Here is a 16,665-nt window from a genome sequence, read left to right on the forward strand (position 1 = left end):
AAAATGAAAGATCTATTTGCAATGTTAAATGAAGTCGTTGTGGATGAGAATGAATACGATGCAACTCCATTAAGCGATATGGAAAAGAAGCAGATTAAAAGGCGGATGAAAAAGAAACTAAAAAAGAAGCAGAATCATACAAAGCGTAATATCGTAATTATAACTTCAGCTGCTGCATTATTCTTTATTACAATGACAGTTGATATGAGAGGGATGATTGCTGATATTCCGCTAATTGGCAGTAAGATGGAAGATTATGTGAATAGCAGGGGAGAACCGTTAAAAGAATATAAAACAACAATTGGACAAACCGTTTATGATAATGGGATAGAAGTATGTTTAGATGAAGTACTTATAGATGAGGGGCAAATTATTGTTAATAGCACGTTTAAGTCTAGCAGTATAGAGTTAAAAGACATGTTTCCAAGTCCGGATATTTATATAAATGGGAAAGCACTAAATGGAAGTGGAGGTGGGGGAGAGAAAAAAGTCAATGATGATACATATACATTTTTTTCTACTATAGATTTAAAGGATGAAGAAATGCGAGAAATGGATGTGAAAGGGGAAGTAGATATACAGGTTGTATATCGAGACATTTCATTGATGAGTCAAAAGTCTTTTGTTAAAGGAGAATGGGGTTTCTCTTTTAAGGCATCTGGCGATAAATTAAAAGCGGAAACAAAGACAATACCAATTCAAAAGCATTTTACATTAGAAAACGGCCAAAAAATAGAAGTAGAAGATTTGAAGATTTCTCCAGTATCTACAAAATTGAACTATAAGATGTTGAAGGGTAAGAAACTAGATGTTACCTTTTTAGCCAAAGATCAAAATGGGAATGAACTAAAGCCTATGTCAGGCCATACATTAGTGGAAGATAGTTATGCTCGTTTTGAGAAATTGGACGATAGTGTTACAAAAATTACGTTTATTCCAACAGTCACATCAGGTGAAGAAGGAGAGAAGAAAACAGATTACAAGAAAGTATTGAAAGAAGAAGCGTTTGAAGTTGTTGTAAAATAATAAAAGAGGTATCACCCTATAGTGATGCCTCTTTCTCATTGATAACTACGTTCTGCTTTTTTATTTGATTTTGACTGCTCTATTTGTAATTCACGCTCCACCATTCGATCTAATTGCTGAATGGCTTTCAGTGCTTTTTCATAAGAGATTGTGCGGTAATGATGTGCTCCGCCTGGCTCTTCGTCTTTTTCGTCCGCCCACTTAATAATATTTTGGAGAGGTGTTCTTTCAATTGTTTGCTCTACGAGAAAAGAATCGGTATGCAGGAGAATCGCAACAGAAATTTCCTTTGCTTGTTTCGGGTGTTCTCCTAATCTGATTAATAATTTATGAGCTCTTTCCGCTCCTTTAATCGCATGGATATCATTCTTTTTATACAATTCATAGTCCCATTCTCCGCCTGTGTACCATGTGTGATGCCCTATATCATGAAGGAAACCAGCCTTTGTTGCTGCATCGACTGAGGCGTGATGCTTTTTGGCTAAGTGAAACGCATGGTAAGCAACGGCAATTGCGTGAACCATTCCAGAACGGTTTATATATTTTTGTGCAATATGATGTGTGAAAATTTGTTCAAGTGTAACACGACTCATAAAACATTCACTCCTTTTATTCATTGATGTGTATGATAGAAAGCAATAGATTTAGGTATATTTTGAACATTTTACTTCATTCCGTTCTGTTAGTAAAGTAGAAATGTTTAGGAGAGAAAATAATGTGGTGAATATAAAAATCACCTTAGCTTTTATGCTAAGGTGACCTCATATTACTTATTTTTTTAACCCTTGTTCAAGTGTTTCTAACATTTCATGCTTTCCATTCTCATCGGCATTTTGCCAAATCACTTCAAATAAAACCCCAAGACCTGGAAGCATTTTTTCTTCACCGCTTTGAATTGCTTCTACAATTGTCTCTTGTAATTCGCCTTGTGTATTTCCCGCAACATTTGCTAATACAGCGCCGCGTAAATTAAAGTTCATCACTTTCACCTCTTCTTCTGAATTGAAACTGACGTTAGTTTTTGTCCTTTTTTATGTAAATATGTATAGAAAATAGGCTATAATGGGAAGACAAGAAGAGAGGGAATGCATAGAATGAAAAACATTGATTCAGTACAAAATACGCGTGTAAAGCAGTGGAAAAAACTGCAGACGAAAAAAGAACGCGATAAAAAAGGTTTATTTTTTGTAGAAGGATTCCACTTAGTGGAGGAAGCTCTAAAAGCAGGAGTTGTTACCGAGCTTATCGTTTCAGACCAAACAGATCTTCCGAAAGATTGGACGGTTACTGATGTTGAAATGTATATTGTACCTGAAGCGATTGTAAAATTGCTTCGTGAAACAGAAACAACACAAGGTGTATTTGCTGTTTGTGAGAAGCAAGAAAAAGAAGTAGCGCTTACAGATGGGAAATTTTTATTATTAGATGGCCTGCAAGACCCAGGTAATTTAGGAACGATTATTCGTACAGCAGATGCAGCTGGTATTCATGCCGTTGTGCTTGGAGAAGGATGCGTGGATGTTTATAATAGTAAAGTACTTCGCTCAACACAAGGTTCTATTTTCCACCTGCCGATTGTAAAAGGGAACTTAGCAGAATGGGTAGATCAGTTAAAAGAAAAGAATGTGCCTGTATATGGCACAGCGCTTGAAAACGGAGTTCCATATGGTGAAGTAACCCCGACAGGAAGTTTTGCCTTAATTGTAGGAAACGAAGGAAGTGGCGTGCGCCAAGAGATTCTTACAAAATGTGATCAAAACTTGTATATTCCGATTTACGGCGGAGCAGAATCATTAAATGTTGCTGTTGCTGCTGGGATTTTGACGTATTATTTACAAAGTCCAGTTGCGAACAAGTAAAAAACTTCTTATAATAAGTTGAAGTACATGTTCATGATGAACATACAATAAAAGTGAAAATAATGAAAAACGTTGATAGAGAAGAGTAGCTTACAAAATCGCCATATAGGGAGAGAATGTCGTAGACTGAAAGCATTCTTATGGTAGACGGAAGTGAATTCACCTCTTGAGTTGACGCCAGGACCATTATATATGTAAAGGCGTTCCGGCCTAAAAAGCCGTTATAAGAATGAAGTGGATAGACTTGTTCTATCAATTTAGGGTGGTACCGCGAATTTACCTCGTCCCTTTTAGGGAGCGAGGTTTTTTTTATTTTTAAAATTAGGAGGGTTCCGAGATGGAAGCACGTTTAAAAGAGCTAAAGCAAAAAGCATTAGAGCTGATTGAAGAAGCGAAAGAGCTAAAGGGCTTAAACGATGTACGCGTTGCGTATTTAGGAAAAAAAGGTCCAATTACAGAAGTATTGCGCGGCATGGGGAAATTATCCCCAGAAGAGCGTCCACGTATGGGAGCATTAGTAAATGATGTACGCGAGGCAATTCAAACGCGTTTAGAAGACAAGATTAATCATTTAGAAAAAGCAGTAATCGAAGCAAAATTAGCATCTGAAACAATTGATGTTACATTACCAGGTCGTCCTGTAGAAACAGGTTGTCACCATCCATTAACAGCTGTTGTTGAACAAATTGAAGATGTATTTATCGGTATGGGTTATGAAGTAGCAGAAGGAACAGAAGTAGAGAAAGATTACTACAATTTCGAAGCATTAAACTTACCGAAAGATCACCCAGCTCGTGATATGCAAGATACATTCTACATTACAGAAGAAACGTTACTACGTACGCATACATCTTCTGTACAAGCGAGAACGATGGAAAATAATAAAGAAAAGGGCCCAATCAAAATTATTTGCCCTGGTAAAGTGTATCGCCGTGATGATGATGATGCGACGCATTCACATCAGTTCATGCAAATTGAAGGTCTTGTCATTGATAAAAACATTCGCATGAGTGATTTAAAAGGGACACTGCAAGTATTTGTGAAAAAGATGTTCGGTGAAGATCGTGAAATTCGTCTTCGTCCAAGTTTCTTCCCATTCACAGAGCCATCTGTTGAAATGGATATTTCTTGTATGATGTGTCACGGTAAAGGTTGCGGCACATGTAAAGGAACGGGCTGGATTGAAATTTTAGGTGCAGGTATGGTTCATCCAAACGTACTTGAAATGGCTGGCTATGATTCGAAAGAGTATCAAGGTTTCGCATTCGGTATGGGCGCAGAGCGTATCGCAATGTTGAAATACGGCGTTGATGACATTCGTCATTTCTATACAAATGATGTACGTTTCTTACAACAATTCAAACGAGCGTAAGGGAAGGAGAGGAAAAGGATGTTCGTATCATATCGTTGGTTACAAGAGTATGTAGATATTAAAGATGTAACAGCACAAGAACTAGCAGATAAAATCACGAAAAGTGGTATTGAAGTAGAAGGTGTTGAAGTATTAAATAAAGGTGTAAAAGGTGTTGTCGTTGGTCACGTATTAGAATGTGAAAAACACCCAGAAGCTGATAAATTAAGCAAATGTCTTATCGACATCGGTGAAGAAGAGCCAGTACAAATCATTTGCGGTGCGTCTAACATTGCAAAAGGTTTAAAAGTACCAGTTGCAAAAGTTGGCGCTGTACTTCCTGGGAACTTCAAAATTAAAAAAGCAAAACTACGAGGCGAAGCTTCTCACGGTATGGTTTGCGCACTTCAGGAACTTGGCATTGACGGGAAACTAGTTGCGAAAGAATATGCAGACGGTATCTTCATTTTCCCAAGTGATGCTGAAGTTGGTGCAGATGCACTTGAAATTTTAAACTTACATGATGAAGTGCTTGAGCTTGGTTTAACACCAAACCGTGCAGATTGCTTAAATATGTTAGGTGTTGCATATGAAGTAGCTGCAATTTACGGCCGTGAAGTGAAGCTTCCAGCTGTAGACTTACAAGAAACAGCAGAAAAAACTTCTGATTACATTTCTGTAAGCGTGGAAGCGACAGAAGAAAACCCATTATACATTGCGAAAATGGTGAAAAACGTAAAGGTTGGCCCGTCGCCAATGTGGATGCAAACGCGTCTTATGGCAGCTGGTATTCGCCCAATTAGCAACGTAGTTGATATTACAAACTACATTTTAATTGAATATGGTCAACCATTACACGCATTTGATTATGATAAATTAGGTTCAAAAGAAATCGTTGTTCGCCTTGCAAAAGAAGGCGAGAAGATTCAAACATTAGACGATCAAGAACGAACATTACAAGCGCATCACCTTGCGATCACAAATGGTACAAAAGCATTAGCTGTTGCCGGTGTAATGGGCGGAGCTGAATCTGAAGTTGATAATGAGACAGTAAACGTTCTCATTGAAGCTGCATATTTTGGTGGTCAAACAGTTCGACGTACATCAAAAGACTTAGGTCTTCGTAGTGAATCAAGTGCACGTTTTGAAAAAGGAATCGATCCAACACGTACATTCGAAGCAATTCAACACGCAGCTGCTTTAATGGCAAAATACGCTGGTGGTGAAGCGCTTGAAGGTGTAGTAGAAGTTGATAACTTGCAAGTACAAGAAAGTACAGTGTCAGTTACAGTTGAAAAGGTAAACCGTGTATTAGGTACAGAAATCTCTGCAAGTGAAATGGGTACAATCTTTACAAACTTAAAATTCCCATTCACAGAAGTAGAAGGAACATTCCATGTGAATGTACCAGCACGTCGTCCTGATATTACAATTGCAGAAGACTTAGTAGAAGAAGTAGGGCGTCTATATGGCTACGATCATATTCCGGTCACATTACCAGCAGGTACAATGACGCGTGGTAAATTAACAGTAGCGCAAACGAAGCGCCGTAAAGTACGCCGCGTATTAGAAGGTGCTGGCTTATATGAAGCAATTACGTATTCATTAACAAGCGCTGAAAAAGCAAAACAATATATGATTAAGCCAAGTGAAAAAGCGCCTGTTAACCTTTCACTTCCAATGAGTGAAGAGCGCAGCCAACTTCGTTTAAGCTTAGTACCACAATTATTAGAAGCCGTTTCATATAACAACGCTCGTAAAAACGATAGTGTTGCCTTATATGAAGTAGGTTCTATCTTCTTGCCAACAGTAGAAGGTGAGCTTCCGAAAGAAGAACAACATCTTGCTGGTGTTATGACAGGACTTGCTCTTCACCATGCATGGCAAGGTGAGAAAAAAGTCGTAGACTTCTTCGTTGTAAAAGGTGTGCTAGAAGGATTATTTGACGTACTTGGCGTTGTAAGTAATATCACATATGCTCCTGCAAAACGTGAAGGCATGCATCCAGGACGTACAGCTGATATCTTACTAGATGGAGAAGCAATTGGTTTCATCGGTCAGTTGCACCCAGAAGCGCAAAAACAATTAGATGTGAAAGATACATTTGTATTTGAATTATCTCTTGTAAAAGTATTCGCTGCTGATGTAGAAGAAACGTATTACTCAGCAATTCCGCGTTTCCCATCGATGACACGTGATATGGCTGTTGTAGTAGAGGCAGAAGTAAAAGCTGGTGAAATGAAGCAAGTGATTGCGGAAGCTGGCGGAGAACTCCTAAAAGAGGTAACATTATTTGATTTGTATGAAGGTGAAAAAATGGAAGAAGGCAAGAAATCACTTGCATTTTCTATGAATTACTTTGATCCAGAGCGTACATTAACAGATGAAGAGGTAACAGAAGCACATAGCCGTGTATTAACAGCGGTAGAAGAGAAATTTGGTGCGGAGTTACGTAAGTAACAAAAAAGCAGCCGTTTGGCTGCTTTTTTTACAGTTTGTTGGGAAACAGGAGCCAGGGGGCTCCTGTTTTTTTGTCGTTTTTTGCTGGTTAGTCGATATCCTTTGTCGAATCGCTGATATATTTTAATTTGCGCCGATATATGATGAGAAACGGTCGATATATTTGAAAAATCGTCGATAAAATTTCATTCACCACTTTATACGAACCAATCTCGTCAGATTACCATGTTGCTTTTTTTAGGTTGTTGAAGAATCCTCCCACTGATTAAAGTTTTACTTTATTGGCGCCTGGGCAAATCATAACAACAACAGGAGTTTGCGGGATCATTACCCTTCACAAATTTCTTTTTTTTGTACATCTTGACAGTAGATGCAGAACGTTTTTTCGATACATGCATGTAGTGTTCCAACGATATCTGGGGTTGAAACGGTCAAGCTTTGAAAATTCTCTACTTGAAATATTCGCGTACTGCCTTGTATGGTATTTGTATCTGTTGCACCAGGTATTCTGGCGATAATTGGAAGGTTAGAGTTTCTTGTGTAAATTGTTATATCAAGGGGCTGAGCTGGGAGGATTACACCTTCTGCAGGTGTTGGTATGGATGATAATTTGAGTAATGTTTTATTATGGTTAGTAGTAAAATCTTCGAAAATAGTTTGCGGCCCAATATTTGCAAATATAAGAATATTTATAGGGTCATTAGAAGTAGTAACTGCATGATTTTGAACAGGGCATTTATTTTTTTGATCATGAAGTGATTCGTTCTTACGATCCTTCTTATTACCTTTATGAAGAGAATCATTCATACATAGCGCCTACCTTTCTTTTTGTAATTTTTTACATATATAGTATGTAAGTTATAAAAATTCGTTTGGACGCTAGGCGATAAACATGTAATTTTTTATTTTTAGTGGATGGAAAGAGAAATATATAAATCCATTTTGATTTTAGGGCACATAACCCGCTGCTAGGAGGAATAAAAAGTGAACTACACTCATTTTCTCTCTTTGTTTTCACTTGGCATGGGGTAGGAAGAGGGTCTGACCGCTTCTATGCATGGCCGGATGCTCTCTCCCACCTAAAAAGAATGGTTTTATGTCATTTTTTCAATTTGTATTTATATAATACAAATGCAAAGATTCTTTTATGTATTGGACACCTTGCATCTTTCCCTCGAATGTAGTACATTAATTTTAGTTTAACATTCATGAAAGACGATGATAAGGAAAAGTAGTATATACTATAATCCATAGCGAGTCAGGGACGGTGAGAGCCTGATGAGGCGGTATATATGAAGAACCCCTTGGAGTTGCTAACCGAAATTGAATCCTGTATTCAAGAGTAGACTTAGACGGGAATCCGGCCTGTTACAAACCGGGAAGTATGTAAATACATACGAGTTAAAGTTGGTCTTTATGACAAATTGGGTGGTACCGCGAAGTTTAACCTTTCGTCCCTTTATGGATGGAAGGTTTTTTTGTATTTAAATATAGGAAAAGGAGATTTACTATGGAAAACACATTAGTAAAAAGTCTGTATAGAGATACAGATAAATATGCAGATCAAAAAGTTCAAGTATCAGGTTGGATCCGTAACTTACGTGATTCAAAAGCATTTGGTTTTATCGAATTAAATGATGGTAGCTTCTTCAAAAGCGTTCAAATCGTTTTTGATACAGAATTAGATAACTTTAAAGAGATTGCGAAGCTTCCGTTAAGCTCTTCTGTCAAAGTAGAAGGTAAGCTAGTTGTAACGCCAGGGGCAAAACAACCATTTGAAATTAAAGCAGAAAAAATTGACATCGAGGGCTTATCAGATTCTGATTACCCACTTCAAAAGAAACGTCACACATTTGAATACTTACGTACAATCGCTCATTTACGTCCAAGAACAAATGCATTCTCTGCAACGTTCCGTGTGCGTTCTATCGCAGCATTTGCGATTCATCAGTTCTTCCAAGAGCGTGGCTTCGTACACGTTCATACACCAATTATCACGGGTAGTGATACAGAAGGTGCGGGCGAAATGTTCCGCGTAACAACGCAAGATTTAAACAACGTACCAAAAGGTGAAGACGGACAAGTTGATGAGTCAAAAGACTTCTTCGGTAAAGAAACAAACTTAACAGTAAGTGGACAATTGAATGCTGAAGCTTATGCATTAGCGTTCCGCGATGTATACACATTCGGACCAACATTCCGCGCTGAAAACTCAAACACAACTCGTCACGCAGCTGAGTTCTGGATGGTTGAACCTGAGATTGCATTTGCTGAACTAGGTGATGTAATGGATCTTACAGAAGATATGCTGAAATATGCAATGAAATACGTACTAGAGCATGCACCAGAAGAAATGGAATTCTTCAACCAATTCGTTGATAAAACAGTTCTTGAGCGCATGAACAACGTAATTAACTCTGACTTTGGCCGCATCACATATACAGAAGCAATTAAAGTGCTTCAAGAATCAGGTGCAGACTTCAAATACCCAGTAGAATGGGGTATTGACTTACAAACAGAGCATGAAAGATACTTATCAGAAGAAATCTTTAAACGCCCTGTATTCGTAACGGACTATCCAAAAGATATTAAAGCATTCTATATGCGTATGAACGAAGATGGAAAAACAGTTGCTGCTACTGACCTTCTCGTTCCTGGCATCGGCGAATTGATCGGTGGTAGCCAACGTGAAGAAAGAATGGATGTTTTAGTAGAACGTATTAAAGAATTAGGCATGAACGAAGAAGACTACTGGTGGTACTTAGAACTTAGAAAATACGGCGGCACAAAACACGCTGGATTCGGCCTTGGTTTCGAACGTTTCTTAATGTACATCACTGGTATGGCGAACATTCGCGACGTTATTCCATTCCCAAGAACACCAGGCTCTTCGGAGTTTTAAGGTATATAAAAAACGAGAGGGGTATCCTCTCGTTTTTTTTAGTTTGTTGGGAAACAGTAGCTAGGAGGCTCCTGCTTTTTGTCGTTTTTTGTTGGTTAGTCGATATCCTTTGTCGAATCGCTGATATATTTAAAAAATCGTCGATATATTGTGAGAAATGGTTGATAAAATTTCATTCACCAATTTATAAGAACAACTCTCTTCAGATCATCATGTTTCTTTTTATATACTGATTTCCTTTTTAGTAACTAATATTTTTTTAGATATACCAAATGTAAACGGAATCGCAATGACAGATGATAATAATGGTGCAATGTCTTTATTCCAATGTAACAAGTCAACTAAAATATAAATACTGATTGTCGTAATCAAAAAGTTTACGATATAAGTTAATGGGAATTGGAAAAATTTCTTTAAAGTTGCTTTTGTTTTATAAGTAAAATATGTATTCATAAAAAACGAACCAATCATACTTAATATGAAAGCTATACTATGTGAGACTAAATGATGAAAATGGAAAACATGAACAAACAATAAAAAAAGTAACCAATAGTTTAATGTATTCATGCATCCAACAAAAATAAATCTAATGATTTGTTTATGATTATTTTTCATGACTATCTCCCTTCAAGGATAATTTCACCATATAAATTCCTTTATTTCCATTTGTCTCGTCCATCATGACCTGCTTCGCTCGTATAGTTTTTCACCTCTAAGCAAACAGTAACATTGGGGGTGAGTACAATGGGTAAAAAAATAAAACAAGATCCTTCTAGAGCAAGCCTTGGTTCCTCGCAAGTGGAAGGGCAAGGGACGACAACACACGAAACGGGTTCCTTTAAAGTACCTTCATCAAATAAGAGACAAAAGCGTAGTTAAACATATAAGGAAGAGTAGTCATGTCGACTACTCTTCTTTATATGTTTTTCTTTTGTTTAGCTCATCCGTATATTGTCGATACTAAAAATAACTATTTTTTCAATAAACGAAATGCCTTCTCTGTATTTGCAAAGTGAAGCTTTACAAACTCAGGTAATCGTTCTTTTCCTAGTTTTTGAATCAGTTTAGCTGCGGCAATATCTACTTGTTTGCCCGCTCCTTTTGGGAGTGGCATACCCGCTTTTTTACTTAGCTTATCAAACTGTTTTACGAATGAATAGCGAGCTAAAATGGAGGCTGCTGCTACTGCTAAATGAACGCTTTCGCCTTTTGTAGCAAAATAAACATTTTCTCGCTGCACTTCCTTTTGTTTAGCTAAATATTTATAGTATGTATCAGGCTGCGTAAATTGGTCGATTAGGATACCTTCTGGTTTTGTCGGTGCAATCTTTGCTAGCAAATTTGTTAGAGCTTTATTGTGTAAGAGTGCTTTTAGTTTACCTTGATTGTTTCCTTTTTCGAACAGTTCGTTATATTTTTCATTATGTAAAACGAGAGAGCTGTAAGGGACAACGTGAAGGAGTTTTTTTGCAATCTCAGTAATTTGCGTATCATTTAAATTTTTTGAGTCTTTTACACCAAGTTCTTTTAAAAGTGGAATTTGTTTTGCATCCACATATACAGCAACAACTGTCATCGGTCCGAAGTAATCTCCAGTACCTACTTCATCAGATCCGGCAATAGACATTGTGCCGATTGAAGAAGGCGGGGCATAGCGATGTGAATTTACCGTTTTTTTACCAGTAGATTTTGGTGCTTGAGAAACATTTTGCCAACGTGCTGCTTCTTCCTGCGCACGAATACCTTGAAACATTACTTTACCCGATTTATAGGCCGTAATGGTACAAGATGGGATTTTTGCCATAAAGATACCACCCTGCGGAACTTTTGGGGAAATTGCTTGTTTATATTGCTGCTGCATGTTTTCAATTGTTGCAGGATTTGTTTGAATTACGATAGAATTTGACAAAGTAGTCGCTCCTTTTTTTATATTGTTATTTTTATCATATCGGATTGTTCTTTCTGTTTCCATATTATGATGGTTCATGGTATGATAAACTTTAGGATTCTGTACGTGATTGGAGGCCGGTTAGTTGTCACAACAAAAGGGAAATAAAAGTCGAATTAATGTAGAAATCTATGGTCAACAATATTCAGTTGTTGGCGATGAAAGTACAAGCCATATCCGTATGGTAGCAGCGATTGTGGATGATAAAATGCGCGAACTCAATGCCAGGAATCCTTCGCTTGATACGAGTAGATTAGCGGTATTGACGGCGGTAAACGTCATACACGATTACATAAAATTAAAAGATGAACATGAGAAATTGAAAGAAAGTATGACACAAAAAGGATTGGAATAACATGGTTGATATTATTATCATTTTATTGCTTGTTATGGGATTTTTTCTTGGTTTAAGAAGAGGATTTGTCTTACAACTAATAAAGCTAACAAGTTTTATTATCGCATATCTTGTTGCATACTGGTACTGCAAAGATTTGGCACCAGCGCTTGAGAAATTTATTCCGTACCCATTTGATAAAAATGTATCTGTTCCAGAGTGGATTGATGCAAGTAATATTGAAGCGGTATTCTATCAAGCAATTGCATTTATTGTATTATTTATTGTTACAAAAATTGCGCTTTCGCTGCTTGGGAATTTGCTGAATATGTTTACAGAAATTCCAGTTATAAAGCAGGTAAATGCGTTTGCTGGGGCACTTCTTGGTTTCTTTGAAGTGTATATTCTTTTGTTTGTCTTAATTATTATTGGAACGGTTCTTCCGATTGAACAAGTACAAACACCACTGCAAAAATCATCAATTAGCAAAATAATTGTAGACGATACACCGATTCTTTCTGAAAAGGTGAAGGAACTATGGCAGACAGGTAGCAGAGTATAACTTCTCTTTTTTCAGAAAGAGGAGTTTTTTTCTATGAAAGAAAGGCGGGGAAACAATGAAAGTAAATAAAAAGCAAGTGATTCAATTGCTGGAGACTATCGGCCTTTTTATGGAACTTAAGGGCGAAAATCCATTTAAAATATCTGCATTTCGGAAAGCGGCAGCAGCATTAGAAAGCGATGATCGTAGTCTTTCTGAAATTGAAGATTTCACAAAGATTCCGGGGATTGGAAAAGGAACAGCTGCAGTTATTCAAGAATATATGGAAAGTGGAACTTCAGAAGTATTACAAGAACTTGAAAAAGAAGTGCCGAGCAGCCTCTTACCGTTATTAAAATTACCAGGGCTTGGTGGTAAAAAAGTGGCGAAATTGTATAAAGAGCTCGGCGTTATTGATATGGAAACATTGCAAAAAGCTTGTGAAGAAAATAAAGTGCAAGCTTTGGCGGGATTTGGTAAGAAAACAGAAGAGAAAATATTAGAAGCAATTGCTCAAGTTGGCTCTCGTCCAGAGCGTTTACCGATTGCAATGGTGTTACCTATTGCCGGGGAAATAGAAGAAAAATTGTCGAATATCCAGGAAATTGTTCGATTCTCGCGTGCTGGTAGCTTACGCCGTGTTCGCGAGACCGTGAAAGATTTAGATTTCATTATTGCAACGGAAAATCCAGCAGTGGTACGCGAACATTTATTACAGTTTGATAATATGATTGAAGTCATTGCGAGCGGTGATACAAAGGTATCTGTTCGCCTTCAATATGAATACGATATTTCAATTGATTTCCGTCTTGTACAACCTGAAGAATTTATTACGACACTTCATCATTTCACAGGCTCAAAAGATCATAATGTAAAAATGCGCCAAATTGCGAAAGATAAAGGTGAAAAGATTAGTGAGTATGGTGTGGAAAATTTAGAAACAGGTGAAGTGAAGACATTTGAAACAGAAGAGGCATTCTTCGCTCATTTCGGTCTGCCATTCATTCCGCCAGAAGTACGTGAAGATGGAAAAGAGATTGAACTTATTAAGGAATATCCGGATTTAATTCAGTTCTCTGACATACAAGGTGATTTACATATGCATACAACATGGAGTGACGGTGCTTTTTCAATTGAGGAAATGGTACAAGCTTGCCGCGCTCGAGGGTATAAATTTATGGCAATTACCGACCATTCACAATATTTGAAAGTAGCAAATGGTTTAACGAAAGAACGTCTTCGTGAGCAAGGGAAAGAGATTGAGCGTATTAACGAAAAATACCCAGATATTACAATTTTACGCGGCATTGAAATGGACATTTTACCAGATGCAACGCTCGATTTTGATGATGAAGTATTAGCGGAGCTTGACTATGTTATCGGGGCAATTCATTCTAGCTTCTCACAAAACCGTGAAACAATTATGAAACGTTTGCGCGCGGCAATTGAAAATAAACATGTCACAATGATTGCTCACCCGACAGGTCGTCTTCTTGGACGCCGAGAAGGGTACGATGTAGATACAGATTTACTCATTGAACTCGCAAAAGAAACAGATACAGTTTTAGAATTAAACGCAAATCCGAACCGATTAGATTTAAGCGCAAAGCTATTAAAGCAAGCGCAAGATGCTGGTGTAAAGGTAGCGATTAATACGGATGCTCATACACTTGAAATGCTAGAAGATATGGAAACAGGTGTAGCGGCAGCTCGTAAAGGTTGGATTCAAAAAGATACTGTAATTAACACATGGGATATTGAACGTTTATTAGATTTTATTAAACGGAATAAGTAATATTGGGGGGGACAGGCAACTTATGTTAGAACGAACGTTGCGTGTATTAGAATATGGCAAAGTAAAAGAACAATTACTTGAACATGTTGCTTCTTCACTTGGTCGTGATAAAGTGAAGAGCCTTATGCCAAGTACAGATTTTGAAGAAATTGTAGAAATGCAAGAAACGACTGACGAAGCGGCGAAAGTTATTCGCTTAAAAGGACATGTACCGCTCGGCGGGATTTTTGATATTCGTCCAAATGTAAAGCGTGCGAAAATAGGAAGTATGTTAAGCCCACATGAACTGCTTGATATTGCAAGTACGATGTATGGTAGCCGTCAAATGAAGCGATTTATTGAAGATATGATTGATAATGGTGTAGAACTTCCGATTTTAGAAACGCATGTCGCACAAATTGTATCTTTATATGATTTAGAAAAGAAAATTACAAACTGCATTGGTGATGGCGGTGAAGTAGTTGATAGCGCGAGTGATAAACTGCGTGGTATTCGTAATCAAATCCGCACTGCGGAAAGCCGCATTCGTGAGAAACTGGAAAATATGACACGCTCTTCTAATGCGCAGAAGATGCTGTCAGATGCAATCGTAACAATTCGGAATGACCGTTATGTAATTCCTGTAAAACAGGAATATCGCGGCGTATACGGCGGTATTGTTCATGACCAATCGGCATCTGGACAAACGTTATTTATTGAACCGCAAGTTATTGTGGAACTAAATAATGCACTGCAAGAAGCGCGTGTGAAAGAAAAACAAGAAGTAGAACGCATCTTAATGATGTTAACAGAAGAAGTTGCAGTAGAAGCCGATATCGTATTAGCGAATGTAGAGGTTATCGCAAATCTTGATTTTATTTTTGCAAAAGCATTATATGCAAAGCGAATCAAAGCGACGAAACCAATTGTAAACAATGAACGATATATGGATTTACGACAAGCACGCCATCCACTTATTGATCCGGAAATTATTGTGCCAAACGACATTATGCTTGGTAAGGACTTCACAACAATTGTTATTACAGGACCGAATACAGGTGGTAAGACGGTTACACTAAAAACAGTCGGTATTTGTGTATTAATGGCGCAATCTGGTCTTCATATTCCAGTATTAGACGAATCAGAGATTTGTATATTTAAAAACATTTTTGCTGATATCGGTGATGAGCAATCGATTGAACAAAGTTTAAGTACGTTCTCCTCACATATGGTGAACATTGTAGATATTTTAGAAAAAGCTGATTTTGAAAGTTTAGTGTTATTTGATGAATTAGGTGCTGGAACAGACCCGCAAGAAGGAGCAGCACTTGCGATTTCTATTTTAGATGAGGTATATAACCGAGGAGCACGCGTTGTTGCGACGACGCATTATCCAGAGTTAAAAGCATATGGATATAATCGTGAGCAAGTGATTAATGCAAGTGTGGAGTTTGATGTAAATACATTAAGCCCAACTTATAAATTATTAATAGGTGTCCCAGGCCGCAGTAATGCTTTTGAAATTTCAAAACGCCTCGGTTTATCTGATCGCGTAATTGATCGGGCTCGTAATCACATTAGTACGGATACAAATAAAATCGAAAATATGATTGCGAAGCTAGAAGAAAGCCAGAAAAATGCAGAGCGTGAATGGAATGAAGCAGAAGAACATCGTAAACAATCTGAAAAACTTCATCGCGAGTTGCAACGTCAAATTATTGAATTTAATGAAGAGCGCGATGAAAGATTATTAAAAGCGCAAAAAGAAGGCGAAGTAAAAGTAGAAGCTGCGAAAAAAGAAGCAGAAGGTATTATTCATGAGCTTCGTCAGTTGCGGAAAGCACAGCTTGCAAATGTGAAAGATCATGAACTGATTGAGGCGAAGAGCCGCTTAGAAGGGGCAGCGCCAGAGCTTGTGAAAAAGCAAAAAGTAAAAGTGAAAAATACAGCACCAAAGCAACAATTAAGAGCAGGCGATGAAGTAAAAGTATTAACTTTCGGCCAAAAAGGCCAGCTGTTGAAAAAAGTAAGCGATAATGAATGGAATGTCCAAATTGGTATTCTAAAAATGAAAGTAAAAGAATCTGATATGGAATACATTAACTCGCCACAACCGGTTGAGAAAAAAGCAGTTGCGACTGTTAAGGGAAGAGACTACCACGTTTCCTTAGAACTTGATCTTCGCGGTGAACGTTTTGAAAATGCAATGATGCGTGTAGAAAAATATTTAGACGATGCACAACTTGCAAGCTATCCGCGCGTATCCATTATTCACGGAAAAGGAACAGGAGCACTTCGCCAAGGTGTACAAGATTACCTTAAGAAACATCGCGGCGTGAAAAACTACCGTTACGGTGACATGGGTGAGGGAGGCCTTGGCGTAACAGTTGTCGAATTAAAATAGCAAAAAGCCAAGTAAAAGGGGTAAGCCATTATGTTTATGGACAAACTTGCAAAAGTATTGCTAGCT

General features: G+C 37.7%; 15 protein-coding genes and 2 other annotated features. Of the genes, 10 read left to right on the forward strand and 5 right to left on the reverse strand.

The features are described from left to right. Positions 1–3: 3 nt before the first annotated feature. A complete protein-coding gene (locus tag ACX5JI_RS00580; protein WP_459499181.1) occupies positions 4–1,026 on the forward strand; it encodes a DUF4179 domain-containing protein in 1,023 nt (340 codons plus the stop codon). Between the two features lie 35 nt (positions 1,027–1,061). Here ACX5JI_RS00580 and ACX5JI_RS00585 read toward each other — a convergent pair whose 3' ends face one another. Together ACX5JI_RS00585 and sspI are read right to left on the reverse strand one after the other, a co-directional pair. Beyond that, the gene (locus ACX5JI_RS00585; RefSeq protein WP_459499182.1) at positions 1,062–1,619 is read right to left on the reverse strand and encodes an HD domain-containing protein; all 558 of its coding nucleotides are present in this window, start codon (positions 1,617–1,619) and stop codon (positions 1,062–1,064) included. Between the two features lie 177 nt (positions 1,620–1,796). Then, entirely contained in the window at positions 1,797–2,006 is a 210-nt protein-coding gene (gene sspI, locus ACX5JI_RS00590; RefSeq protein WP_017153966.1) for a small acid-soluble spore protein SspI, read from the reverse strand. 114 nt (positions 2,007–2,120) lie between these two features. On the opposite strand from sspI, the gene ACX5JI_RS00595 reads away from it, so the two are divergent. The 3 genes from ACX5JI_RS00595 to pheT all read left to right on the forward strand — a co-directional run bounded on the left by ACX5JI_RS00595 (position 2,121) and on the right by pheT (position 6,696). Further along, positions 2,121–2,885: a TrmH family RNA methyltransferase gene (locus tag ACX5JI_RS00595; protein ID WP_459499183.1), complete on the forward strand. Its 765-nt coding sequence runs from the start codon at positions 2,121–2,123 to the stop codon at positions 2,883–2,885. Between the two features lie 63 nt (positions 2,886–2,948). Then, positions 2,949–3,177 (forward strand) — a binding site (T-box leader). Between the two features lie 45 nt (positions 3,178–3,222). Beyond that, entirely contained in the window at positions 3,223–4,257 is a 1,035-nt protein-coding gene (pheS, locus tag ACX5JI_RS00600; protein ID WP_459499184.1) for a phenylalanine--tRNA ligase subunit alpha, read from the forward strand. Between the two features lie 18 nt (positions 4,258–4,275). Then, positions 4,276–6,696: a phenylalanine--tRNA ligase subunit beta gene (gene pheT / locus ACX5JI_RS00605; RefSeq protein WP_459499185.1), complete on the forward strand. Its 2,421-nt coding sequence runs from the start codon at positions 4,276–4,278 to the stop codon at positions 6,694–6,696. A gap of 327 nt (positions 6,697–7,023) precedes the next feature. On the opposite strand, the gene ACX5JI_RS00610 is transcribed toward pheT, so the two are convergent. Then, positions 7,024–7,503, reverse strand: coding sequence for an exosporium protein D (locus ACX5JI_RS00610; protein WP_459499186.1), 480 nt, complete (start codon positions 7,501–7,503; stop codon positions 7,024–7,026). Positions 7,504–7,905: 402 nt separating this feature from the next. Beyond that, positions 7,906–8,158, forward strand: a binding site (T-box leader). A gap of 48 nt (positions 8,159–8,206) precedes the next feature. Here ACX5JI_RS00610 and asnS point away from each other — a divergent pair. Continuing rightward, entirely contained in the window at positions 8,207–9,598 is a 1,392-nt protein-coding gene (gene asnS, locus ACX5JI_RS00615) for an asparagine--tRNA ligase (protein WP_459499187.1), read from the forward strand. A 222-nt stretch (positions 9,599–9,820) separates the two neighbouring features. On the opposite strand, the gene ACX5JI_RS00620 is transcribed toward asnS, so the two are convergent. After that, positions 9,821–10,213 carry a GtrA family protein gene (locus ACX5JI_RS00620; protein WP_459499188.1) on the reverse strand — a complete coding sequence of 131 codons (393 nt, stop codon included), beginning with the start codon at positions 10,211–10,213 and terminating at the stop codon, positions 9,821–9,823. Between the two features lie 129 nt (positions 10,214–10,342). On the opposite strand from ACX5JI_RS00620, the gene ACX5JI_RS00625 reads away from it, so the two are divergent. Beyond that, positions 10,343–10,477, forward strand: a complete 135-nt coding sequence (locus tag ACX5JI_RS00625; RefSeq protein WP_459499189.1) for a YuzL family protein — start codon at positions 10,343–10,345, stop codon at positions 10,475–10,477. Positions 10,478–10,568: 91 nt separating this feature from the next. Here ACX5JI_RS00625 and rnhC read toward each other — a convergent pair whose 3' ends face one another. Further along, positions 10,569–11,507, reverse strand: coding sequence for a ribonuclease HIII (gene rnhC / locus ACX5JI_RS00630; protein WP_459499190.1), 939 nt, complete (start codon positions 11,505–11,507; stop codon positions 10,569–10,571). 124 nt (positions 11,508–11,631) lie between these two features. Between rnhC and zapA the strand changes: the two genes are divergently transcribed. From zapA to ACX5JI_RS00650, 4 genes are read left to right on the forward strand one after another with little or no spacing between them, the layout of a single operon-like run. Next, on the forward strand, positions 11,632–11,901 hold the full coding sequence (gene zapA, locus ACX5JI_RS00635) for a cell division protein ZapA (protein WP_459499191.1): 270 nt from the start codon (positions 11,632–11,634) through the stop codon (positions 11,899–11,901). 1 nt (position 11,902) lies between these two features. Further along, positions 11,903–12,442 carry a CvpA family protein gene (locus ACX5JI_RS00640; RefSeq protein ID WP_459499192.1) on the forward strand — a complete coding sequence of 180 codons (540 nt, stop codon included), beginning with the start codon at positions 11,903–11,905 and terminating at the stop codon, positions 12,440–12,442. A gap of 55 nt (positions 12,443–12,497) precedes the next feature. After that, complete coding sequence (gene polX, locus ACX5JI_RS00645) at positions 12,498–14,216, forward strand: DNA polymerase/3'-5' exonuclease PolX (protein WP_459499193.1); 1,719 nt, start codon at positions 12,498–12,500, stop codon at positions 14,214–14,216. 22 nt (positions 14,217–14,238) lie between these two features. Then, on the forward strand, positions 14,239–16,599 hold the full coding sequence (locus tag ACX5JI_RS00650; RefSeq protein ID WP_459499194.1) for an endonuclease MutS2: 2,361 nt from the start codon (positions 14,239–14,241) through the stop codon (positions 16,597–16,599). Positions 16,600–16,665 lie beyond the last annotated feature (66 nt).

The organism is Bacillus sp. C1 (assembly GCF_054570475.1).